At 27.3% G+C, this 23,727-nt stretch carries 22 protein-coding genes and 1 pseudogene; 17 read left to right on the top strand and 6 right to left on the bottom strand.

Going from position 1 to position 23,727, the window contains the following annotated elements; genetic code table 11:
* Nucleotides 1-8 precede the first annotated feature (8 nt).
* Genes ortA through oraE form a run of 4 tightly spaced genes read left to right on the top strand, consistent with a single transcriptional unit; the run spans nucleotide 9 to nucleotide 4,286 of the window.
* Entirely contained in the window at nucleotides 9-314 is a 306-nt protein-coding gene (gene ortA, locus JRV97_RS04100; RefSeq protein WP_281000450.1) for a 2-amino-4-oxopentanoate thiolase subunit OrtA, read from the top strand.
* Nucleotides 311-1,720 (top strand): 2-amino-4-oxopentanoate thiolase subunit OrtB, encoded by a 1,410-nt coding sequence (gene ortB / locus JRV97_RS04095; protein ID WP_281000448.1) that lies wholly within the window; start codon nucleotides 311-313, stop codon nucleotides 1,718-1,720. Before ortA ends, ortB begins: the two co-directional genes overlap by 4 nt.
* Nucleotides 1,720-2,094 (top strand): ornithine aminomutase subunit alpha, encoded by a 375-nt coding sequence (locus JRV97_RS04090; protein WP_281000446.1) that lies wholly within the window; start codon nucleotides 1,720-1,722, stop codon nucleotides 2,092-2,094. Before ortB ends, JRV97_RS04090 begins: the two co-directional genes overlap by 1 nt.
* On the top strand, nucleotides 2,091-4,286 hold the full coding sequence (oraE, locus tag JRV97_RS04085) for a D-ornithine 4,5-aminomutase subunit OraE (protein ID WP_281000444.1): 2,196 nt from the start codon (nucleotides 2,091-2,093) through the stop codon (nucleotides 4,284-4,286). Before JRV97_RS04090 ends, oraE begins: the two co-directional genes overlap by 4 nt.
* Nucleotides 4,287-4,367: 81 nt before the next feature.
* Here the strand turns inward: oraE and JRV97_RS04080 are convergent, their stop codons facing one another.
* Both JRV97_RS04080 and JRV97_RS04075 read right to left on the bottom strand, forming a co-directional pair.
* Nucleotides 4,368-4,787 (bottom strand): hypothetical protein, encoded by a 420-nt coding sequence (locus tag JRV97_RS04080; RefSeq protein WP_205098613.1) that lies wholly within the window; start codon nucleotides 4,785-4,787, stop codon nucleotides 4,368-4,370.
* An 80-nt stretch (nucleotides 4,788-4,867) separates the two neighbouring features.
* Complete coding sequence (locus tag JRV97_RS04075; RefSeq protein WP_165148733.1) at nucleotides 4,868-5,440, bottom strand: CPBP family intramembrane glutamic endopeptidase; 573 nt, start codon at nucleotides 5,438-5,440, stop codon at nucleotides 4,868-4,870.
* Nucleotides 5,441-5,884: 444 nt separating this feature from the next.
* On the opposite strand from JRV97_RS04075, the gene JRV97_RS04070 reads away from it, so the two are divergent.
* Nucleotides 5,885-6,148, top strand: a complete 264-nt coding sequence (locus JRV97_RS04070; RefSeq protein WP_281000436.1) for a TetR family transcriptional regulator — start codon at nucleotides 5,885-5,887, stop codon at nucleotides 6,146-6,148.
* 20 nt (nucleotides 6,149-6,168) lie between these two features.
* A pseudogene (locus JRV97_RS11630) lies at nucleotides 6,169-6,336 on the top strand (TetR-like C-terminal domain-containing protein); the annotation flags it as partial.
* A 119-nt stretch (nucleotides 6,337-6,455) separates the two neighbouring features.
* On the opposite strand, the gene JRV97_RS04065 reads toward JRV97_RS11630, so the two are convergent.
* The gene (locus JRV97_RS04065) at nucleotides 6,456-8,159 is read right to left on the bottom strand and encodes an oleate hydratase (protein WP_281000434.1); all 1,704 of its coding nucleotides are present in this window, start codon (nucleotides 8,157-8,159) and stop codon (nucleotides 6,456-6,458) included.
* Nucleotides 8,160-8,340: 181 nt separating this feature from the next.
* On the opposite strand from JRV97_RS04065, the gene JRV97_RS04060 reads away from it, so the two are divergent.
* The 4 genes from JRV97_RS04060 to JRV97_RS04045 all read left to right on the top strand — a co-directional run bounded on the left by JRV97_RS04060 (nucleotide 8,341) and on the right by JRV97_RS04045 (nucleotide 11,025).
* Nucleotides 8,341-9,498 carry a MalY/PatB family protein gene (locus JRV97_RS04060; protein WP_281000432.1) on the top strand — a complete coding sequence of 386 codons (1,158 nt, stop codon included), beginning with the start codon at nucleotides 8,341-8,343 and terminating at the stop codon, nucleotides 9,496-9,498.
* A gap of 308 nt (nucleotides 9,499-9,806) precedes the next feature.
* Nucleotides 9,807-10,394 carry a hypothetical protein gene (locus tag JRV97_RS04055; RefSeq protein ID WP_281000430.1) on the top strand — a complete coding sequence of 196 codons (588 nt, stop codon included), beginning with the start codon at nucleotides 9,807-9,809 and terminating at the stop codon, nucleotides 10,392-10,394.
* Between the two features lie 20 nt (nucleotides 10,395-10,414).
* Nucleotides 10,415-10,726 (top strand): hypothetical protein, encoded by a 312-nt coding sequence (locus JRV97_RS04050; protein WP_281000428.1) that lies wholly within the window; start codon nucleotides 10,415-10,417, stop codon nucleotides 10,724-10,726.
* On the top strand, nucleotides 10,711-11,025 hold the full coding sequence (locus JRV97_RS04045) for a hypothetical protein (protein WP_281000426.1): 315 nt from the start codon (nucleotides 10,711-10,713) through the stop codon (nucleotides 11,023-11,025). Before JRV97_RS04050 ends, JRV97_RS04045 begins: the two co-directional genes overlap by 16 nt.
* 89 nt (nucleotides 11,026-11,114) lie before the next feature.
* On the opposite strand, the gene JRV97_RS04040 is transcribed toward JRV97_RS04045, so the two are convergent.
* From JRV97_RS04040 to JRV97_RS04030, 3 genes are read right to left on the bottom strand one after another with little or no spacing between them, the layout of a single operon-like run.
* Entirely contained in the window at nucleotides 11,115-11,411 is a 297-nt protein-coding gene (locus JRV97_RS04040) for a nucleotidyltransferase family protein (protein WP_281000424.1), read from the bottom strand.
* Between the two features lie 44 nt (nucleotides 11,412-11,455).
* A complete protein-coding gene (locus JRV97_RS04035; RefSeq protein WP_281000422.1) occupies nucleotides 11,456-12,772 on the bottom strand; it encodes a TldD/PmbA family protein in 1,317 nt (438 codons plus the stop codon).
* Complete coding sequence (locus tag JRV97_RS04030; protein WP_407081558.1) at nucleotides 12,769-14,199, bottom strand: TldD/PmbA family protein; 1,431 nt, start codon at nucleotides 14,197-14,199, stop codon at nucleotides 12,769-12,771. The genes JRV97_RS04035 and JRV97_RS04030 overlap by 4 nt, the downstream gene beginning before the upstream one ends.
* A 91-nt stretch (nucleotides 14,200-14,290) precedes the next feature.
* Between JRV97_RS04030 and JRV97_RS04025 the strand changes: the two genes are divergently transcribed.
* The 7 genes from JRV97_RS04025 (at nucleotide 14,291) to rfbA (ending at nucleotide 23,725) form a co-directional block, all read left to right on the top strand.
* Nucleotides 14,291-17,104, top strand: a complete 2,814-nt coding sequence (locus JRV97_RS04025; protein ID WP_281000418.1) for a glycosyltransferase — start codon at nucleotides 14,291-14,293, stop codon at nucleotides 17,102-17,104.
* Complete coding sequence (locus JRV97_RS04020; RefSeq protein ID WP_281000416.1) at nucleotides 17,101-17,793, top strand: WbqC family protein; 693 nt, start codon at nucleotides 17,101-17,103, stop codon at nucleotides 17,791-17,793. The genes JRV97_RS04025 and JRV97_RS04020 overlap by 4 nt, the downstream gene beginning before the upstream one ends.
* Nucleotides 17,794-17,806: 13 nt before the next feature.
* Nucleotides 17,807-18,760, top strand: coding sequence for a radical SAM/SPASM domain-containing protein (locus JRV97_RS04015; protein ID WP_281000414.1), 954 nt, complete (start codon nucleotides 17,807-17,809; stop codon nucleotides 18,758-18,760).
* Between the two features lies 1 nt (nucleotide 18,761).
* Entirely contained in the window at nucleotides 18,762-19,760 is a 999-nt protein-coding gene (locus tag JRV97_RS04010; protein ID WP_281000412.1) for a radical SAM/SPASM domain-containing protein, read from the top strand.
* 1 nt (nucleotide 19,761) lies between these two features.
* Nucleotides 19,762-21,642, top strand: a complete 1,881-nt coding sequence (gene asnB, locus JRV97_RS04005; RefSeq protein WP_281000410.1) for an asparagine synthase (glutamine-hydrolyzing) — start codon at nucleotides 19,762-19,764, stop codon at nucleotides 21,640-21,642.
* Nucleotides 21,643-21,653: 11 nt separating this feature from the next.
* Nucleotides 21,654-22,778, top strand: coding sequence for a dTDP-4-amino-4,6-dideoxygalactose transaminase (gene rffA, locus JRV97_RS04000; protein ID WP_281000408.1), 1,125 nt, complete (start codon nucleotides 21,654-21,656; stop codon nucleotides 22,776-22,778).
* 74 nt (nucleotides 22,779-22,852) lie between these two features.
* Nucleotides 22,853-23,725 (top strand): glucose-1-phosphate thymidylyltransferase RfbA, encoded by an 873-nt coding sequence (gene rfbA, locus JRV97_RS03995; RefSeq protein ID WP_281000406.1) that lies wholly within the window; start codon nucleotides 22,853-22,855, stop codon nucleotides 23,723-23,725.
* Nucleotides 23,726-23,727 lie beyond the last annotated feature (2 nt).

Below are 23,727 nucleotides of genomic sequence, written 5' to 3'. Positions count from 1 at the left end.
ATGATGAAATGATTGCAAAAAAAGGCGATTGGGTTCAAATATATTTTATAGGATTAAATCCAGAACAAAGAGCAAGTAATCTTCCAGAGGACACTAGACGTGTTCCTCTGGAAATTCGTATAAAAGGATTTCTATTAAATGATGAAGCAAAAATAGGTGATACTGTAAAAATAGAAACTCCAGTAGGAAGAGAAGTGGAAGGGAAATTAGAAGAAATATATCCAGAATATAAGCATAATTTTGGAAAACCTGTAATTGAATTGCTTCAAGTTGGAAAACAATTAAGGGAAATGATCGAAGGTGATCAAGAATGAGAGATATGAGTTATGATGCGGTAATGTCAAGAAAAAATGAAATAATGAAGAAATCTGTAGGCGTTGATTATACCAAATATGAAGTTGAAGGGATAGCTTTTGATTATGAAGAAATGATGAAAGATGCAGGATATACCATAGATGAAATAAGAAAAATACAACTTGAAACTGGTGTTGGAAATACACCTTTAGTTGAATTAAAAAATATAAATAAATTGATTAAAAAAATATCACCAAAAGGAAAAGGTGCAAGGATTTTTGTAAAAGATGAAGCTACTAATCCTTCTGGATCATTTAAAGACAGAAGAGCATCTGTAAGTGCATATAGAGCAAAAATACAAGGATATAAGGGTGTAATGGCAGCAACTAGCGGAAATTATGGAGCTGCTGTTGCTTCTCAAGCATCTAAAAGGGGTTTGAGATCAATTATCGTTCAAGAATGTTTTGATAGTAAAGGGGTTGGACAACCAGAAATTTTAGAAAAAGCTAGAGCTTGTGAAGCATATGGCGCTGAAGTTGTTCAATTAAGTGTTGGACCTGAATTATTCTACTATTTCTTAGTTTTACTTGAAGAAACAGGTTATTTTAATGCTTCATTATACACTCCTTTTGGTATTGCTGGTGTAGAAACACTAGGATATGAGATTGCAGAACAATCTATGAATCAATTCGGAAAATATCCAGATGCAGTAGTTATCACACATGCTGGTGGTGGAAATTTAACAGGAACCGCTAGAGGTTTGAAAAAAGTAGGAGCTGTTAATACAAAAATAATTGGTGCAAGTGTTGATTTACACGGATTGCATATGGCATCAGATAATGACTTTAATAAAAAATCATTCACTACTGGACATACTGGTTTTGGGATTCCTTTTGCAACTTTCCCAGATAGATCAGATGTTCCAAGAAATGCAGCAAGACCATTAAGATATATGGATGAATATGTTTTAGTTACTCAAGGTGAAGTTTTCTATATAACTGAAATGTTGGCTAATATTGAAGGTATGCAAAGAGGACCTGCTGGAAATACTTCTTTAGCTGCAGCATTTGCTTTAGCTATGGAAATGGATGAAGATCAAATAATTGTTGTTAATGAGACAGAATACACTGGTGCAGGTAAATTACCTTCAGCACAATTAACCTTTGCAAAAGAAAATGGTATAGAAATAAAATTCGGTGATCCTATAAAAGAAGATATCCCTGGGAAAAATATAGTATTACCTGATCATCCATCAAAAGTTGGAGTAATAAAATATCCATTAGAAAAATTAAGAAAATCATATATAAAAGAATTGAAAAAAAGATATGGAAAAACAGAATTTTCTGAAAAAGAATTAAAGTTTATTGCTGAAGATTTAAGAATATCAACTGAAGAAGTTAAAAAGTTGATTGAGGAGGTATTATAATGGAACCAAGAAAATCAGATTTTGAAGAGAGAGCTAAACATTTGATGAATATGACAGATGAAGAATTAGATAAATATTTCTGGGATTTAGTTGAAAAGATTGTAGATCCTTTGATTGATTTAGCTTCCACACATACATCCCCATCAATTGAAAGATCTGTTTTACTTAGGATGGGATTCAACAGTATGGAAGCTAAAGCATTAGTTGATAAATTCTTTGAAAAACATATATTAGGAAAAGGTGCAGGTAATATTGTATATACTATAGCTAAAGAACATAATATAGATTATATACAAGCAGGAAGAGATTTAATTGCAGGAAAATATTGGGATGATGTGGATAGAATTTTTGTTCACGGAGGCGATAACAAATGAAATTAGAGCCAAACAAAAAATTGAATGTTGAAGAAATATTAAAAGATTTAGATAAATATAGACCAAAAAGAAAAGGATGGACATGGAGAGAAAAATTACCTCCAAAGACAAAAATAGGAGATTTTGAATATTATGAAGTAAGTAAACCATTAAAAAACTTTGTTGCATTACCTGCAGCACATTATTTTAAAAATATAGATCCTCAACCACAAGAAGTCATTACTTCAGAAATTGCTTCTGGTAGATTTGAGGAAGATATAAGAAGAATGAGAATGGCTGCATGGCATGGTGCAGACCATATTATGGTTATTAGAACATTAGGACAAAGTCATATGGACGGTTTAATTGAAGGAACACCAGAAGGTATAGGTGGTATCCCTATAACAAGAAAACAATTAAGAGCTTCAAGAAAGGCTCTTGATTTAATAGAAGAAGAAGTAGGAAGACCTATTAATTTCCATAGTTATGTTTCAGGTGTAGCTGGTCCTGAAGTAGCTGTATTATTTGCTGAAGAAGGTGTAAATGGAGCTCATCAAGATCCTCAATATAACGTGTTATATAGAGGAATTAATATGATTAGATCATTTGTTGATGCTGCTGTAGCAAAAAAGATTATGGCATCAGCAAACATGCTACAAATTGATGGTGCTCATAATGCTAATGCATCAGCTAAATTTGCATGGAAGGTTATGCCAGAATTATTAGTACAACATGCTATTAATTCATTATATTCAGTAAAAGCTGGAATGAAAAAAGAAAATATAGCATTATCTACAGTTCCACCAATAGTTTCACCAACTCCAGAATTTAGATTAAACTTTGTATATGCATTAACAATTAGAGAATTATTCAAAGATTATAAATTCAGAGCTCAAATGAATACAAGATATATTGAATCTGACTTATTTGACGCAACGAGAATACATGTATTGGATACACTAATTTCCAGATTAACAAAAGCAGATATTCAATCAACCATTACTCCAGATGAAGGAAGAAATGTTCCATGGCATATTAATTCTATTAGAGGGGTAGAAACTGCTAAACATACATTAATAGCACTTGATGGAATAAAAGAAATGGTTCAGGTAAATTGGGATAATGTAAGAGAAAAAGTAAGAGAATTAAAAATGAGAGCTATATTAATGCTTGAGGAAATAGTTGAAATGGGAGGATACTTTGAAGCAGTAGAAAATGGAATGTTTGTTGATAATGGAGAATATCCTGAAAGAATGGGCGATGGTATAGTAAGAAAGAAAGATGGCGGCATTGGAGCAGGAACAGTAGTTCCAAGAGATAAGGATTATATGGCTCCAGTTTGTCATCACTTTGGATACAACAATCTTCCAGAAGGTTTAGAAAAACCATGTGATTTAATAGGCGGATGTACATTATGTAACCCAGATAAAATACAATATATCGATGAACTTGACGAAGAAGATAACGTATATAAGAGATTGGAAAAAATTAGAGAATATAAAGAAAATAATTTAATAAAACCCGAAGTGGAATGGAGCTATGATGGATACATTCAATTAGATATGACAATTCCTGAATCTGAGGAATATGCAGAAGCTGCAGCACTTGAAATATGTAAAAGAATGGGACTTGAAGATGCACAGGTTATTTCAAAAACAGTTCTTCATCCAACAGAAGCAACATATGTTGAATTAAAAGCTAAAGTTCCATTTGCAATAAAGAAAGATGATTTGGTATTACCTAAAAAACCTGAAGTTATGTCAGATGATGAATTGTTTGATTTCTTTGCAAAACATAAAGTTAAGGTTGTAGCTGGTACAGTAGGTAATGATGAACATAATGTAGGTATAAGGGAAATATTAGATATTAAACACGGCGGTATAGAAAAATATGGAATTAAATATGAATACCTTGGCACCAGTGTTCCACCAGAAAAAATGATAGATGCTGCAATTGAATTTGGTGCTCAGGCGATACTTGCTTCAATGATTGTTACCCATAACGATGTCCATGTGGAAAATATGAAAAAATTACATCAATTAGCAATAGAAAAAGGTGTAAGGGATAAAATATTGTTAATCGTTGGTGGTACTCAATTAAATGATGATTTAGCAAAAGAAAACGGAATGGACGCAGGATTTGGAAGAGGAACAAAAGGAGCACACGTTGCAACATTTATTGCTAAAAAATTAAAAGAAAAGATGGAAGGATAATATAAAACCCCTCTATGCCCAGCGTAGAGGGGTTGTTTTGTGCTTGTTTTTGCAGTAATATCTGAAAAAACTCCGAGAATTTTATTGTACAGTTGCATTATTTCTGATAATTGAGTCATACTCTGTAAGTCTGGTATAATTTTCATAAATAGTTGTAGAACGAGTATTTTTTACTGGATATTGTAAAAGAGATAAAATGGCTCTAATTCTTCTGTTATATTCTTCTTCAGCAGCTTTCTTGGCAAGATAAGCTTCATAATCTTTTTTAACAATTCTAATGATTTCATGATAAGCTTTTTCCATTTGATCCTCTATAACTACATAAGCAAATTCTCTTACTAATGTATATATAACTTTTCCATATGAATTAATATTTGATTTTATAACTAATTGTTCTTCTGGGAGTATCGTTTTTTGATTTTCATAATACTTTACACCATTTGAAAAAATTGTTAAACTTACAAAAATTACCAAAAATACTATAAAAATACGTTTATTCATACAATCCCTCCTGATTTTTAGATTTTTATCTGGCGCCAGAAATTAATTATTATTAATTATAAAGATCTTTTACAAAATTATTAAAAAAATGAATTATTGAGAAAATGATAAAGCATAGGTGAATATATTGTTTTAGATTTTTTAAATGAATAATAATTAATTATTGCAAATATAAAGATAAATAATTTTCCATCTAACAATGTATATTGTTGATGAACAATAGCAAAAATAAATGCTGAAATAAAACAAACTATCTTATTACTTTTAAATATAATTTCCAAAAAACCTATCACTATTAATCTATATAATATTTCTTCGTATATAGGTGCCCAGGTTATAGCCATTAAATCTATTGAAGAAAAAGCATTAAAATCAAAATTTTTAATCTTTATATATATTCCAAAAAGATAAAAAATCAATATAAATAAAAGCAATTTATTTTTAAATATAATAGTGAAATTATTAAATTTAAAATAGAATTTTAATGATTTATCGCCTTTTATTTCAATATAAACTGCTATAAGATATAAAAGAAACATTATAGCCCAAAAATATGAAATACTGGAAGTAATTTCTACATAGGTTATTGCAATAATATGAAAAAATATTATTATTTTTGTTTTAAATGAGTAACTTTCTATATCATTTACCATAAACTTTCACCCTTTTTGACAATCTTTTATTTAATATTATTTTTTATATTTTATTTATAAATAATTCAATAATATTTTGTAAAAAGAAATAAAAAAAATTAAAAAATGCTATTATAGAATTTTTTTATTTTTTCATCATAATCTTTGAAGACACTATTTTTATTTATGGCGCCATAGATATTTTTATAAAGAGTAACAAAAAGATTATTAAAAAAATGTTATTATAGTATTTTTATATTCTTTTCGATTATATCAAAAAAAAAAAAAAGAAGTCAACACAAATAAAAAAATTTACCTTATATTTCCAATATTTAAATTTATAATTAATATATCAAGTGATCAAATAATAATATAAAAAAAGTGAGTTATGGTATAATTGATAAGGAATACAGTGTATTATATAACTGAAAACAAAATTGCTGAAATAAAAGAGAGGTTTCCATTATGTCTGAAATAACAAAAAAAGCACTTTCAAATTCATTGAAAAAATTGATGAAAGAAAAACCATTATCAAAAATTACAGTAAATGATGTGGTTAATGATTGTGGTGTAAACAGAAGAACATTATATTATTATTTTCACGATATATATGAATTACTTGAATGGACATTTATTACAGAAATAAAAGAGGTAATTGGCGAGAATAAAACATATAAAACATGGCAAAAAGGTTATTATTTTCTATTATTAAATAAAATCAAAAAGTAGTATTAAATGCATATAATTCAATAGATAGGAATCGACTTGAAGACCATCTTTATGATTATGTGTCAAAGCTTATATATAACGTGGTTGAAGAACTTTCAAAAAATATAGAAGTTCCGGATAAAACAAAAAATGATATTGTGAAGTTTTATGAAATAGCGCTTACTGGAGTTATTATAGATTGGATAAAAAATAAAATGATAGAAAATCCAAAAACTTTAACAGATAAACTGAGCAGGATTATAGAAGGAGATATATATAGATCGCTAAAAAAATTTGAAAAAAAAGGGCTCATGAATGAGCCCTTTAATTATAGTAATCCATCTAATGAAGTATCTTTAAGTAATTTTTTTACAAAGAATTCTCCTGGTAATGGTTTGTTGCCATATAAAGTTTTTGTTGCATTAACAACGTGTCTAATATCATATTTACTTGGATAAATTTCTGGAACCTGTTTATCGAGATTTAATAATTTGTATACAGCAATCATTGCAGATCTTACTGAATATTCTACAGTAAATACACAATCGCCTTCAATTTCAACAAATTGACCCAAGAATGCCAAATTTACACTTCCTTCTGGTACAACTTCTGGTCTGTCACCTTTAACTCTTGGCATAAATTGGCTGGTAATATGTGGCATCATTGCTGGAATAACAATTGCATCATTAACGATTTCTTCCATTAAGTCACCATCTACACCCATATGATATAATAATTCTCTTAATAATTCTTCACCTGTACATTCGCTCATCTTTTTCTTGATATAGTCACCTTCATTATCTGCAAATAAACCATATGCCCATAGTACTAATACATCATCTGGTTGATTTGCAAAGTGTGGTTGTCTACTGAGTGTGAAACTCATACCCCAGTTTGAATCTTTGATTGTTATAATTCCACCAGTTACAACTCTTCCTGAGTATGGATCTCTATTTGTTAGTTTTCTAATAATATCCGCAATTTTTGAATCTTTAAATGTTACTGTAAATGATTCCCATTTTGTTTTATCAATGTTTTTATAGAAAACTTCTGGTCTTCCAAATGCAGGATCTTTTTCTGCAATATTTTTCCATAATCTCCATACAGGACCAAGTTCTGTATTTAATTCTGGTGCTTTATCGTTGCTTCCCAATGTAGAATTTTCTGTCATAGAACCATTAATTACAAATACTAAATCATCTTTTGTAGTTTTTATATATTCTTCTTTTCCGTCTATAACTAAATGTATTCCAGTTACAACTTTTTCCTTACCATTAATTTCTATATCAAGATCTGTAACTAAAGTATTATTTTGAATTTTCACTCCATGTTCTTCTAACCATTTTACCAATGGTAAAACAAATGAATCATATTGGTTATATCTGGAGAATAAAATATTCCTTAATTCTGTCATACCTGGCAATAAATGAATAAACCTTTCCATATATCTTTTCATTTCAACAACGCTGTGCCATGGTTGAAATGCAAACATTGAACGCCATAATAACCACATATTTGTTTCAAGATAATCTGGTGTAAAGAACTGTTCTACAGTTAAATCGCCTAAATCTTCTTCTTTGGCTAAAAATAATTTTGTTAATTGTTTAATGTGATGATCTTTTAGCCCTAATGTTGAAGCATCTACTCTTTCACCTCTATTTTGAATTACTCTATTTGCAGAAACATTTGGATCCCAATCATTAATTTCTTTCATATCATCTAAAACGGTTCTTTCTGGATTTTCTAATGTTGGAATATCACCAAACAAATCCCATGTGCATTCATAATGTTCTTCCATTTCTCTACCACCACGAATGATATATCCATCTTCAAGATTTCCAGCGCCGTCTAAAGCTCCACCATTAACATTTTTTCTTTCAAATATAGTAATATTTTTTCCATCCATGTGTCCATCTCTTATTAAGAAAAATGCTGCTGCAAGTGTAGCAATTCCTGAACCAACAAGATATTCTTTTTTATTTTCTATTCCTTCAGGTTTTTTTGCATGATATTTTAATTGATAGCTGCCCATGTTATCACTCCTCTTTTAAAATTTTTTGGTAATTTTAGTATACTTCAAAATTTTCATATTGTAAATTATCAAAATGCTTTGTTTGTGCAAATTTGCAACACATTTGATGATTTGTGTATAAATATGATATTATATAATTAATAGGTGGATAGAATTTTTATATGAAGCAGGGAGGGATAAAATGAAATATATAGATAGAAAAGGAACTAATTCTATAAAGTGGGATTGGTATGAATGGAATAAAAATCTATTTTTAGATAAAGATGTTTTACCAATGTGGGTAGCAGATATGGATTTTGAAGCACCAGAAGAAGTTAAAAAAATACTTAAAGAAAGAATAGATCATGGAGCATATGGTTATACATATGAGCCTACAGATTTAAAAGATAATATTATTAACTGGTTAGAATACAAACATAATTGGAAAATAAAAAAAGAAGATATTTTACATATGCATGGTGTTATTCCACCATTAAATTTTTCAATACAATTATTCACAAATCCAGGAGATAAAATATTAATTCAAACACCAGTTTATCCACCATTTATGAGTTCAGTTGAAAAGAAAAATAGAGAATTGCTAATTAATGAATTAAATTTAAAAAACAATATATATGAAATAGATTTTGATGATTTTGAAAAAAAAGCAAAAGAGGCAAAAATGTTTATTTTATGTAGTCCGCATAATCCCATTGGAAGAGTTTGGAGTAAAGAAGAATTAAAAAAAATGGGAGAAATATGTTTAAAACATAATGTTTTAATTGTTTCCGATGAAATACATGCGGATTTAGCATTTAAAAATGTAAAACATATTCCTATTGCTTCTATTTCCGAAGATATATCCCAAAACACAATTACCTTAATGGCTCCTAGTAAAACATTTAACATAGCTGGATTTCATTATGGATTTGCAATCATATCAAATCCCAATCTAAGAAAAACATTTAAAAAAGGGATAAATAGCAGTGGTTTATATATGCATAACTTTACTGGATTAATTGCTGCTAATGCAGCTTATAAATACGGAAAAGAATGGTTAGAAGAAGTTATGAACTATATAGAAGATAATTATAACTATGTAAAAGATTTTTTTGAAAAAAACATACCAGAAGTAAAAGTAATAAAATCTGAAGGAACTTTTTTAGTATGGCTTGATTTCAGACAATTAAATTTAAGTCAAAATGAGTTAAGAGAATTATTAGAAAAAAAGGCTAAGGTTGGTTTAAATTCCGGTGGTAACTTTGGACCAGGCGGCAAAGGTTTTATGAGAATGAACATTGCAACTTCAATGGAAAATATAGAAGAAGCTTGTAAGAGAATTAAAAATGCACTCGGATAAGAGTGCTTTTTATTTTTCTTTTTTAACACTCTGGTGTTGAATTTTACAATAATAGTAAAATCCTTAAAACAATAAACTCTCTTTGAGATATCCAGATTGAAAAATTAGATATTTTTCATATTATATAAAAATTTTTATTTTTTTATCTTGTTACTTTAAATAATTATTATTTGATATATTAATTCAATATTTAATTATTGAAAAAAAATAAGTAAAATATTTAATTCGTATTGATTTTTATTATAATTATTATTATAATTATATTGAATATCAGAAAATTTTATTTGAGTATTAGAAGGTGTATTTTTATGTATTTGATTGATATTCCATATATTTCTAAATTTATATTTGTTCAAAAAGATAAAAATTTTAATACATTAAAAGAAATCCCAATTTCAAATATTTCAAAGGAAGATTTAAAAAATTCTCGTTATTATAAAATAAAGACATTTAATGATTTTGAGATTCCATTACCAATAATAAACAACAAAATTATCAAAATAAAAGATAAACTAGTATGTACAAATAAATTAATAAAAGAAATCCCACGATTAAAATATTTTTACATATCAAGTTCTCTCAAGGGAAAAGAAGAAAATATATTTTACTTGGGTACAAATAACACAATATTTATTAATTTTTCTTTTGATGGAATATATGATTTTAATACATATTATAATGTATTCTCTATATTCAAAAATGAACAAAATATAATTCTTTTATCTTATTTTAATATCTATAAATTTACTAAAAATGTTTTGGATGGTTATATTTATTTTAGATTTAATTCTCTTCATCTTACTCCAGGAATTTATTATATTGATTTTTATATAAATGGAGTCAGATATTTTTCAAAGGATATAGAATTTAAAAAATTACTGTATAACATAAAGTAATTTTACAAGGAGGTGGCTTTATGGGTATTAGAATGGATGCTATTTATGAAGGAAATGTTAGTGGTTATGGGCAAGTTAATCAAGGAAGATATGTTACGGGAGCAGAATCGTGGGAAAAACTTCAACAAAGAAATGCACAAAAAATTGAAGAATTTAACCAAAAAGGCATTGAGGGATGGAAAGAAACGGTATATGGTACGGTATCTGGTGCGATAGTTGGTGGTTTATGGGGAGCAGCTACTAGTGGAGGTCCTGGTGTAATACCGGGTATTGTTGTGGGAGGAATACAAGGTGCGATTGGAGTTGATGTTGTAGAATGGTTAAAAAAATAATTATTACATTAGCAATGGGATTTTTCCCTTATATATTTTTACTATTATCAAACATATCAAATAACTTTATTACAAGACAAAATATGCAAAATTATTTGATATCTTCTATATTATTGATTTTTTCTTATATTTTATATTCAATATTAAAAAGCAAACAACAAAATAAAATAGTAGATATTTCTTATTGTGTTGGTTTTTTCAGTATTACGTATATTCTTATTTGGCAACATTTTATAGTAGTGCTTATTTTCATTGCTGAATTAATAAGGTTATTAACAAAAAAAACTTATAAGTATTGAGAAACTACTTTTTAAATAATAAATGTTTTTTGAAATAGTCCTTTTAACTATTATAATCGAAGAAATAAAACTATAGCAGCCTAAAGCTGCTATAGCTTTATTTTTATACACTTTTTATTTATGACATTTTTAAAGCTTTCAGAAGTTCTATTCCAATCTATAATATCAACTCTGAAAGGCAAATCTGACTCCTGAAATTCCTCTTCTAATTTAAATAAAACGGACATTTTAATTTTTCCATTACAATCTATAGCTATATCTAAATCGGAAAAATTATTAGAGTTACCAGTAACTCTTGAACCAAATACGATTATTTGACAATCTTTTAAGTATTTTTTTAGAATATTTAAGACAATTTCAAAATGCTCAGATTTAATATCAATCATTTCTCTCTTTTAGCCTTTCTAATAATATTTTAGCATCTTTTCACCTACTCATTACCAGCAATATCTATTTCAGAAATCAAAACAGAAGGTGAAATAGTTCCACCAAAAGAAATCCACATATCATTTCCTACAACTTCTATTTTCTTTAATATATCAAGGAAGTTTCCTGAAACGGTAATTTGTTCTACTCCACTAACAATTTTTCCATTTTCTACTTTTAATCCTTGTGCTCCTAATGAAAATTCTCCAGATATAGGGTTCGCACCAGAATGTAAACCTTCTAAAGAAGTTATAATTATACCATTATTTAATTCTTTTAATAATTCATCAAATGATTTTTCTCCTGGTTCTACTAATAAATTGATAGGAGCGATACCCCTTCCTGCAGCATTACCTGTAGATTCTTTTCCTTCTTTTTTTGCAGTTTTTAAATTATATAAAAATGTTTTAAACTCACCATTTTCTATAATATTTTTTTCTTTTGTAGGAACCCCTTCACTATCAAAAGAAGCATTAGATAATGAACCTTCATAAAATGGAACATCTTTTATTTTTAAAATATCGCTTGCTATTTTTTCTCCAAGTTTATTTTTTAATGGTGACATATTTTTCTGTGCGTTTTCAGCAGAAATCATGGGTATTAACATAGCAGAAAGCAATGATGCAAATTCATCTTTTCTAAAAATAACTCTATATTTTCCGCTTTTTACAGATTTTGCTCCTATTTTTGCTTTTGCTTCTTCTACAGCTTTTTCGCTAATATCTTCCACTTTTAGATTTTCTGGTTTTGGTGCAAGACCATACCAAAATCCTGATCTTGGAGATTTATCTTTTGCAACTACTGAAAGATAAGCATACCCCCCATCACCTTTATAAGTTTTATCTAATCCTAATGTATTAGCCATTGCAACTTCTGTTGTTTGATGAGCATATACAGTCATCGGAACCATCATTATATTTTCGTCTTTTGAAGCTATTTCAAACATTTTATTTAATTTTTCCATTTTTTCTTTTACGCTAAGTTTTTCAAATTCTCCATAATATGATTTTATATCAAGATATTCACCTGAACCATCATAAAAAAGATTTTCTTCTTTTGAATCTATTATTTCATAATTAGTTATTGCCTCTTCTAATAATCTTTCTGGACTATCAAACATAGTAGTTGAAGCTGATCCTATTTTTCCATCTTTTAAAACTTTTAAGGATATTGAACTACTATTTGCATCTTTATATTCGTCCATTTGACCATTTGCTAATCTAATAGAAAATTCATAGTTTTTTGAATAATAGATTTGAGCTTCAAAACCTTTTTCTTTAGCTAATTTAAATATTTTATCTTTAAATTCATTATATGTCATTTATTTCGCCCCCCAACGATTATTTCAGATACCCTTATTGTTGGTTGCCCTACATCTGCTGGAATGCTTCCTGAAATAGATCCACACATTCCTTGACCTCTTGCTACATCATTACCGACCATATCTATTTTTTGTATAATTTCATATCCTTTTCCTATTAATGTTGCTCCTCTAACTGGTTTTGTTATTTTTCCATTTTCTATTAAATATCCTTCATTTACAGCAAAATTAAATTCGCCTGTTGCGGGATTTACTGATCCTCCACCCATTCTTTTTGCATATAATCCATATTCTGTATTTGCAATTATTTCTTCAGGATAATTGTCTCCAGGTAAAATAAATGTATTTGTCATTCTTGATGTTGGAGCAAATGTATAATCTTGCCTTCTTGCACTACCTGTAGGTTCCATATTCATTCTTCTTCCGCCAAGTTTATCTATCATATATCCTTTAAGAATACCTTTTTCTATTAATAGATTTCTTCTTGTTGGAGTACCTTCATCGTCAATGTTTGTAGAACCCCATGCATTTGGTATTGTTCCATCATCTACAGCAGACACACATTCTGCAGCAACTTTTTGACCTAATTTCCCTGCAAAAACAGAAGCTCCTTTTGCTACAGATGTTGCTTCTAATGCATGTCCAACTGCTTCGTGGAATATAACTCCACCAAATTCATTTGCTATTACAACAGGTAATTTCCCAGCAGGTGCAGGGTCTGCTTTTACCATTTTAACTGCAGTTCTTGCAGCAACCTTTCCTGCTTCTTCTACATCAATTCTATCAAAAAATTCAAAACCCATTCCTGCACCTGGACCATAAAAACCTGTTTCCATAACCCCATTATGTTCCGCAACAGCTGAAATCATTAATCTTGTTCTAACTCTATTATCTTCCGCAAAAACACCATCAGAATTTGCTACTAATATATTTTGATTATATTCCCAATATCTAACAACTACCTGTTTAATTAAATCAGAATAATTTTTTGCTGATGAATATGCTCTTTTCATCACATCAACTTTTTTCTTTTTTGTTATATCTTCAGGATATAATAATACAATATGTTTATTTTCAATTTCTTTTGGAGTTAAATTTAAAGTTAAATCTTTTATTTTAATTTCACCAAGAGCTTCACCAACTCTTTTAGCAGTATTTAAAAGACTTTCCCTGCTTAAATCATTAGTATAGGCATATACAGCTTGAGTATTTAAAAATCCCCTTATACCAACACCAAATGAGTTTCCTGAACTCGCATTTTCTAAATCCCCATTTTTCATTTCAAATGAGTTTGTATATCTTTTTTCTACAAATACTTCTGCAAAGTCTCCACCATATTTTAAAACAGTGGATATAATCTCATGTACTAACTCTTTACTTAACACTATTTCACCCCCATTATTGTTTTCTCTTAAATTATAACACATTTTCATTAATTCGTAAAGCTAATTAATAAATTAAGGAATTTAATTGTTTGAGACGAAATATTAAATGAAGATTATATGCGGAGGTAATTATATGGATTTAAAAAAAATATTCGATAAGGGTAATTTTGAAAAAGTAATTAAAGAATTTAACAATAAAAAAGTTAAAGAGGAAAATGATTATATAATAACTGCTTTAGCTTATTATAATTTTAAAAAAACTAATAAGGCTATATCAATTTTAAAAGATGTATTAAAATTAAATCCAAATAATTTGGATGCTCTTTTTAATCTGTCCACTATATATTATAATGAAAAAAATTGGAATAAATTAAAAGATACCGCTATTAAATATTATGATAAAGATCCAAATGATTGGGCTATAAATGATATGTTGGCAGATTTATGGTTATTCGAAGGACATTTTGATAAAGCAATATCCTTTTTAGAAAAAGCCTTTAATAATGCACCTCAAGGTTCAGAATCTTACTTTAAAAATAAAATAAATAATTTTAAAAACAAATTTGAAAAAGCTAAAAAACTTCCAAAATTATCTCTTATTTGTGCCAAAGGACTTGATAATTTTATAAATGATATAATCGAGGGATTATCTAATGAATATTGGGTAAGAAAGTTTGTAGTAACAAAAAATGAAGAGATTTATAATGCAATAGATTGGGCTGATATTATTTGGTTAGAATGGGCAAATGAAGTTGCAATTGTAGGAAGTAATTATCAAGGATTGTCAGAAAAACCTGCAATTATAAGATTACATAGTTATGAGTCTTTAGCTTATTATCCTACAAAAATAAATTGGAATAATATAGATAAATTAATATTAGTTGCTAATCATATTAAAGATATTATAAAATCATATATTCCTAATATAGAAAATTTAGTAGATATTGAAATAATTCCTAATGGAGTAAAAATTGATAACATTCCATTTACTAAAAGAGAAAAAGGATATAACGTTGCCTGGGTTGCTAATATTTCTCATAAAAAGAACCCTCCAATGATGCTTCAAATAATAAAAAAACTTGTTGAAAAAGACAATAGATATAAACTTCATATTGCAGGAGATTTTCAAGAATTAAGATATCAAATATATTTAAAATATATGGTTAAAGAAATGAATTTAGAAAATAATGTTATTTTTTATGGTTGGATAGATAATATGGATGAATGGTGGAAAGATAAAAATTATCTTCTTTCTACAAGTATTCATGAAGGACATCCTTATAATATTATGGAAGGAATGGCAAGAGGTTTAAAACCAATTATACATAATTATTATGGAAGTAAAAATCAATGGCCTAATGAATTAATTTTCAATACTATAAATGAAGCTGTATGTTTAATTTTAGAGGATAGGTTTGAATCAGAAAAATATAGAAAATTTATTGAAAATAATTATTCTTTTCAAACAATGATTAATAAAGTAAAAAAGGTAATAGCTTCTTTAATTGATAAAAAAAATGATATAAAGAGTATGTTAGAATTAGCATATAAAAATCCAGATGATTTTAAAAATAATGAGTATATTTTAAATTATTATTTAGATAAAAAAGAAACAAAAAAATTTATAGAATTTATAGAATATTTATTAATAAACGGAAAGCTTGAATTAAAACAAAAAATCGATTATTTTATAAGAAATTTATATTATAAATTTGATAAGTATGATAGATTTGAGTATTTATCAGATGAACCATTTATATTTTTAGAAAAAGAAGGAGAAAAATATTTAAGTAAATATTATAATAAATATTTTATTCAAAATAAGAAAAAGGATGGGAAAATACATTTTTTATATGTTTTAAATGGATTAGATTATTTTCAAATATTGTTTAGATTTGTTTTTGAGAATATAATTAATAGCCAAAATGAAAATATTGAATATCATATTTTAAGTTTATTAGATGAAAATAGTTTTAGAAACGCAGAATATGCAAAAAACATATTAAAAAAACATAATATAGATTTTTTTATTCCCAAACCTTCTAATAATATGGAAGATAGAATAATTCAATATTATAGATATATTTCAAAAGTTAATCCTGATATATCTTTTTACCATTCTTTTTATTTGGCTCCATATGGTATATTAATATATCCGTTATTAAGAAAGACTTCAAAATTGATAGGAAGACATATAGCTCAAGATATAGAACCGTATTTTGATAACAAGTTAGATTTTGTTTACACAGGATTAGAAGATAAAATTATTACAAAAAACGTATTTCTTAAATTGCCTCCTGTAAATTCAGAATTAATTAATAAAAATATGAATATAAAAGAAGATTATGATATACCTCAAAAAAATAAAGTTATTATCTCTGTAGGGAGAGATGTAAAATACTATAATAAAAATTATTGGGAAGTTATTAAAAAATTGACTGATGAGATTGAAAATATTACTTTTGTATTTTTCGGACCTACGTATGAAGGATTTTTCAAAGATCATATCCCCAAAAAATATATAGTAAATAAAAAAATTATTTTATTAGGTCCAAATTTAAATGCACGTGCATATCTTAAAAGTTGTGATTATTATATAAATTCTGCTCCAAATGGTGGAGGAATTTCATTTAATGAAGCATATTATGCCAATCTACCTATAATAACTTTTGTTAATAATTATGATTATACCAAAAAAAATATAGAAAATAGAGTAAATTCTTTACCAATTATGTTTTATAAAGATGCTTTAAATATTTTCCCAAAATTAGGAAATTATGATGGACTATATAAATTTGCAAAAAAAATTATTCTTGATGAACATTTTAAAAACTTTATTCAATCTAAGAGGAAAATAGATAACAAAGATTTAGAATATGAAACATTCGTTAAAAATTTTGAAGAATACATTATAAAATTACTGAAGAAAGCGGGAAATAAAAAATGAAGGTAGCTATATTACAACCGAATTATTTGCCGTGGAAAGGCGTTTTTGATATGATTAATCTTGTAGATGTTTTTGTTTTTTTGGATGATGTTCAATATACGAAAAATGATTGGCGTAATAGAAATAAAATAAAAACACCGAAAGGTACTCAATGGATAACTGTTCCTGTAAAATCTAATAGTATTAAGCAAAAAATTTTTGAAGTTGAGGTTTCTGATAAAATCAATTGGCAAAAGAAACATCATTATTCGTTTTTAGCTAATTATGCAAAAGCAAAATATTTTAAAGAATTTGAATTTTTGATTGAAGATTTTTATATAAAAAATCAATGGAAAAATTTAAATGAATTGAATATATATACAACAAAACGAATATCAGAAATTTTAAAAATAAATACAAAATTTATTCGATCCTCTGAATTAAATATAGCAACTCAAGATAAAAATCAAAGACTGATAGATATTATTAAATATTTTAATGGAAAAATTTATATCTCTGGACCTGCTGCAAAAAATTATATAGATATGAAAAAATTTAAACAAAACAACATAGAAATATATTTTATGAACTATAATTATCCTGAATACCATCAGTTACACGGTAATTTTGTTCATAATGTGACTGTTTTAGATGTTATATTTAATTGTGGGGAAAATGCTTCAAAATATATTTTCCAAAATAATATTTGAATGGAGGGGAAAAATGCAAAAAAATTTTGATGTTTATTATGATGAAGAAAACTTAAAAAAAATATTACTCCAAAGAATAAAAGATGAAGAAAATAATATTTTTCCATCTGTAATATTAATAGATACTATATCATATTGCAATCTTAAATGCTTTATGTGTCCACATAAAAATATGTCTAGAAAACCAGGGATAATGTCCTGGGATTTATATAAAAAAATCATAGACGAAATAGCTATAGAAAATCCAAAAGCGAGGGTATGGATGACTTTTTTTGGTGAAGGTTTAATGTTAAAAGATTTGGATGAAAGAATAGGTTATGCAAAAAGAAGAGGATTAAAAGATGTAGTTTTGAATTCGAATGGAAATTTATTGAACGAAAAATGGTCAGAACGATTAATTAAAGCTGGTTTAGATGTAATGTATGTTGGGATAGATGCGTTTGAAGAAGATACATATGAAAAAATTAGAGTAAAAGGGAAATTAGACAATGTTGTAAAAGGAGTTTTGAAATATAAAGAATTATTAGACAAAATAGGAACCGAAAATCAAAAAATATTTGTACAATTTGTCGAAATGCCCGAGAATGAAAAAGAATTGGAAAATTTTATAAAATTTTGGAACAGTTATAATATTCCAGTAAAAGTGAGGCCTAAAGTGAGTTGGGCAGGAAAAGTTGAGGCGGAAAATTTGAAAGATTATGAGTTTAGATTGCCATGCAATTGGGCTATGAATACAATAAACATTTCTGATCAAGGTAAAGTATGTATGTGTGCAGTAGATTTGAATTGTGAGGTAACATTTGGGGATATTAATAAAGAGAGTATAAAAGAAGTTTGGAATACAACTTTAAAAGATTTCAGATTAAAACATTTAAAAAGAAGATGGTCAGAATTACCAGATTTGTGCAAAAATTGTAAAGATTGGCAGTCAAGCTATGCTTCTTATATAGAGCCGGAGGTGAAATAATATGAAAAAAACCTATAAAATTTATACAGATTTCTTAACGCATGTTCCAAAAGAATATAAAATGCGAGAAGAAGCTAAAGATTTTCCTTTAATGGTTGTTTTAAGTGTAACTTATGTATGTAATGCGAAATGTCCTTCTTGTCCATATACTATTTCTACAATAAGAGATAATTATAGAGAAGGATTATATATAAAAGAAGAATTATTCAAGAAGATTGCAGATGAATGTGGAAAATATGGAGCATATATACGATTGACCGGAGGCGGAGAACCAATGCTCCATCCTAAAATGGTGGAATTAATTGAATATGCCAAAAAAGCAGGAGCGAAAATAGGACTTATAACAAATGGTTCGTTATTTAATGAAGAAAATTCAAAAAGGTTAATAGAAGCAAATATAGATATGATTGAATTTAGCGTTGATGCTGCAAAAAAGGAAGATTATGAAAAGATTAGAGTTGGTTTGAGTTGGGAAAATTTAGTGAAAAATGTTGAAAGAATGGTAGAATTAAGAAATAAACTAAAAAGCAAAACGAAAATTATTGTGAGCGCTATTGTTCAACAGGGAATAAATCCAGATGAAATTTTAGACTTTTGGAAAGAAAAAGCTGATCATGTTCAGTTAAGGAAATTTTTGACATGGGGAATGGGAGACCCTTCAAAATCAGCAGATCCCACCCCATATTTGCCATCTACAGCTCCTTGTCCTTGGCCATTTGAAAGATTAAATATAGATACTTTAGGGAATGTTGCTATGTGCGGATATGATATTGCATTTGAAACTAATTTTGGAAATGTAAATGAAAAAAGCATAAAAGAAATATGGAAAGGTGGAGAATTTGAAAGAATAAGGAAATTACATTTAGAAGGTAGAATGGATGAAATACCATTATGTAAAAATTGCACAGATAGAAAATATAGAACTTGGAATTATAATTATTATAAATTAGTTGAAATAGCAGAGGAGAATCGAAAGAAAAAGCTAAATAAAGAGGGATAATATGTGTGGAATAGTAGGTTTTAGTGGTAAAGAAAGTAAAGAAATTTTAAAAAGAATGAATGATGAAATATTCCATAGAGGTCCAGATGAAGAAGGGTTTTATCAGGATAAATACGTAAATTTAGCTTCCCGTAGATTAAGTATAATAGATGTTTTAAGTGGGAAACAGCCTATTCATAATGAAACAAAAAGCATATGGTTGGTATGGAATGGAGAAATATATAATTTTAAAGAGTTAAGAAATGAGTTATTGAAAAAGGGACATAAATTTTATACTGATCATTCTGATTCTGAAACAATTGTACATTTGTATGAGGAATATGGTATCGATTTCATAAATAAAATCAATGGAATGTTTGCTATTGCTCTTTGGGATTCAAAAAATAAAGAATTAATTTTAATAAGAGATAGAATGGGACAGAAACCGTTGTTTTATTCTTTCGTGAATAATGAAATAATATTTTCTTCTGAAATAAAAGGTATTTTAAAATATCCATATTATAAAAAAGAACCAAATTTTGAAGCTCTTAATCATTATTTTACATTTAAAAATATACCTGCACCTTTCACACCTTTTAAAAATATATATTCTCTTTTTCCTGGAGAAGTTTTGATATTTGATGTAGAAAAGAAAAAGAAAAAACAATTTAAATACTGGGAAATAGATTTTTTAAAAACGAATAATGATAATATAGAAGAAATCACATATAATATTAGAAATCTTTTAGAAGACTCAGTAAAGAAAAGAATGATTAGTGATGTCCCAATAGGAGCATATTTAAGTGGGGGATTAGATTCTAGTTCTGTAGTTTCTATTATGTCTAAGTATTCTAACTCTAAAATTAAAACATTTTCCTTAGGATATACTACTTTTTTGGAACATAAAAACCAAGACATTATAGCTGCTCGAAAAATATCAAATATTTTGGATACTGATCATTATGAATATTTTATGTCTCCACAAGAACTAATAGATGATTTACCAAATGTTTTAAGAAGTTTTGATGCCCCTTTTTCAGGTGCAATTTCAACGTTTTTTCTAACAAAATTGATTTCAAAACATGTTAAAGTTGCTCTATCTGGTGATGGTGCAGATGAGCTATTTGGAAGTTATTTGGCACCAAGATTATCTCAACCATTATATTATTTTGAGAAAATTTATAAAAAAATAAAATCAGGATATCAATTATCTAACGAAGATAAAATAAAATTAAAACCTTTTGAAAATAATATAAAATTTTTAGAAAATTTATATTTAAAATCAAATGGAAATTTTGAAAAATGGAAATATGAAATATTATTATTTAAAGACGAAGAGAAAAAAAGATTATTAAATAACGGGGTATTTGAATATGATAAATTCAATTCTTTTGATTTATTAAAAAAAGATGTAGAAAATTTAAAAGCTTTAGATCCTTTAAATAGGGCTTTAGAATTAGAATGGAAAACATTATTACCTGATCACGTATTGGCTTTTGTTGATTTTCTTTCTATGGTTCATTCTGTAGAAGTAAGATCTCCATTTTTAGACTACAGATTAGTTGAATATGTAGCTTCATTGCCAGGCAATTTAAAAATAAAGAATGGGAACATAAAAGATATATTAAAAAAATCATTAAAAGGAATATTGCCTGATAAAATCATTAATAGAAAAAAAGAAGGATTCGTTTTACCTGTTTTCTGGTGGTTAAAAAATGAATTAAAATCATTTATATTTGAAAATTTAAATGAACACGAACTTAAAAATAGTGTATTCAATTATGAATATGTTAAATTTTTATTGGATAGTTATTATAATAATAAAGAAAATGATTTTAAATTAGCAGCAAAAATATGGAATATTGTATCATTTAAAATATGGTGGGATTTATATTTTAAATAGGAGTGTATATTATGATTTATTTTAATAAAATATATTATACTTCAAAAGAGCTTGAATATATGAATCAAGCTATAATCAGTTCTAAAATAAGTGGCGATGGCTCTTTTACAAAAAGAGCTCAAAAATTAATGGAAAAGAAGTTTAATGCAAAAAAGATTTTACTAACAACTTCAGCAAGTACGGCATTAGATATGGCTGCTATATTGTTAGATTTAAAAGATGGTGATGAGGTCATAATGCCATCTTTTACATTTGTGTCATCTGCTAATGCAGTTTTGTTAAGAGGTGCAAAACCTATATTTGTAGATATAGATCCAGATACTTTAAACATAGATGTTGATAAAATAGAAGAAAAAATTAATTTTAAAACAAAAGCTGTAATGCCAGTGCATTATGCAGGGCATTCTTGTGATATGGACAAATTATCCTATATTGCAAAAAAATACTCATTAAAAATTATTGAAGATGCTGCTCAAGCGGTTAATGCAAAATATAAAGATAAATATTTAGGGACCATAGGAGATATAGGATGCTATAGCTTCCATGAAACCAAAAATTATACATGTGGTGAAGGTGGAGCAATTGTCTTAAATGATGAAACATTAATTGAAAGAGCTGAAATTGTTCGGGAAAAAGGGACTAATAGAAGTAAATTTTTTAGAGGAGAAATAGATAAATATACGTGGATTGATATAGGATCAAGTTTTGTTATTTCTGATATTTTATCAGCATTTTTGCTTGCCCAACTAGAAAAAATGGACGAAATTTTAGAAAAGAGGAAAAAAATTTATTATATGTATTATGAAGGATTATCCGAATTAGAAAGAAGGGGAGTATTAAAACTACCCAAAATACCAGATTATTCATTTTCGAATTATCATATATTTTATATTTTATTAAATTCTAACAGGCAAAGAAATAAATTAATGGATTCATTAAAACAAAAAGGAATACAAGCAATCTTTCATTATATACCGCTACATGAATCTCCTATGGGTCGAAAATTAGGATATAAAAAAGGTGACTTCCCTATTACTGAAAAAATTAGTAGAAATATTTTAAGATTGCCTTTACATTTGAACCTTAACGAGAAAGAGATAAATTATATTATACAAACTATACATGAATCTATATAGAAATCTAAATAGAAATCTAAAAATTACTTTTCTATGGAATATTTTACTAAATTTATGCAAGGGAAGGGAATAATATGAGGGGAATTATTTTAGCGGGCGGTTCCGGGTTACGTTTATATCCAATTACTAGAGCTATTAGCAAACAATTAATACCTATATATGATAAACCTTTAATATACTATCCATTATCTACACTAATGCTTGCAGGAATAAAAGATATATTGATAATTTCTAATAAAGAATTTATAAAATTGTATGAGAATTTATTAGGAAATGGACATCAATTTGGAATAAATTTAGAATATAAGATCCAAAAACAACCAAATGGAATAGCTGAAGCTTTTATAATAGGAGAAGATTTTATAGGAAATGATAATGTTGCATTAATCCTAGGAGACAACTTATTTTATGGACAAGGATTTTCTGATATTTTAAAAAATGCAAAAAATGTCTCTGATGGAGCCCTTATATTTGCATATTATGTTAAAAATCCTTCTAATTTTGGGGTCGTTGAATTCGATCAAAATTTTAATGTCATTAGTTTGGAAGAAAAACCTAAAAAAGCAAAATCTAATTATGTTGTACCAGGATTATATTTTTATGATAATAATGTTGTAAAGATAGCAAAAAAAATTACACCTTCTTCAAGAGGAGAATTGGAAATTACAGATATTAACAAAGAATACTTAAAAATGAAAAAATTGAAAGTTCAAATTCTTGGAAGAGGATTTGCCTGGTTAGATACAGGAACTCCTGAGGGGTTATTGGAAGCTTCAAACTTTGTTGCTGCAATTCAAAAAAGACAGGGACTATACATAGCCTGTTTAGAAGAAATAGCATACAGAAACGGATGGGTCTCACGAAAAGATTTAAAAAAATTTGGTGAAGAATTAAAAAATACAGAGTATGGGAAATATTTATTATCTTTTGTTTCTGATGGAGAGTGATT

The organism is Marinitoga aeolica, assembly GCF_029910535.1.
Taxonomy (GTDB): Bacteria; Thermotogota; Thermotogae; order Petrotogales; family Petrotogaceae; genus Marinitoga; species Marinitoga aeolica.
This window is presented reverse-complemented; position numbering and strand designations above follow the sequence as displayed.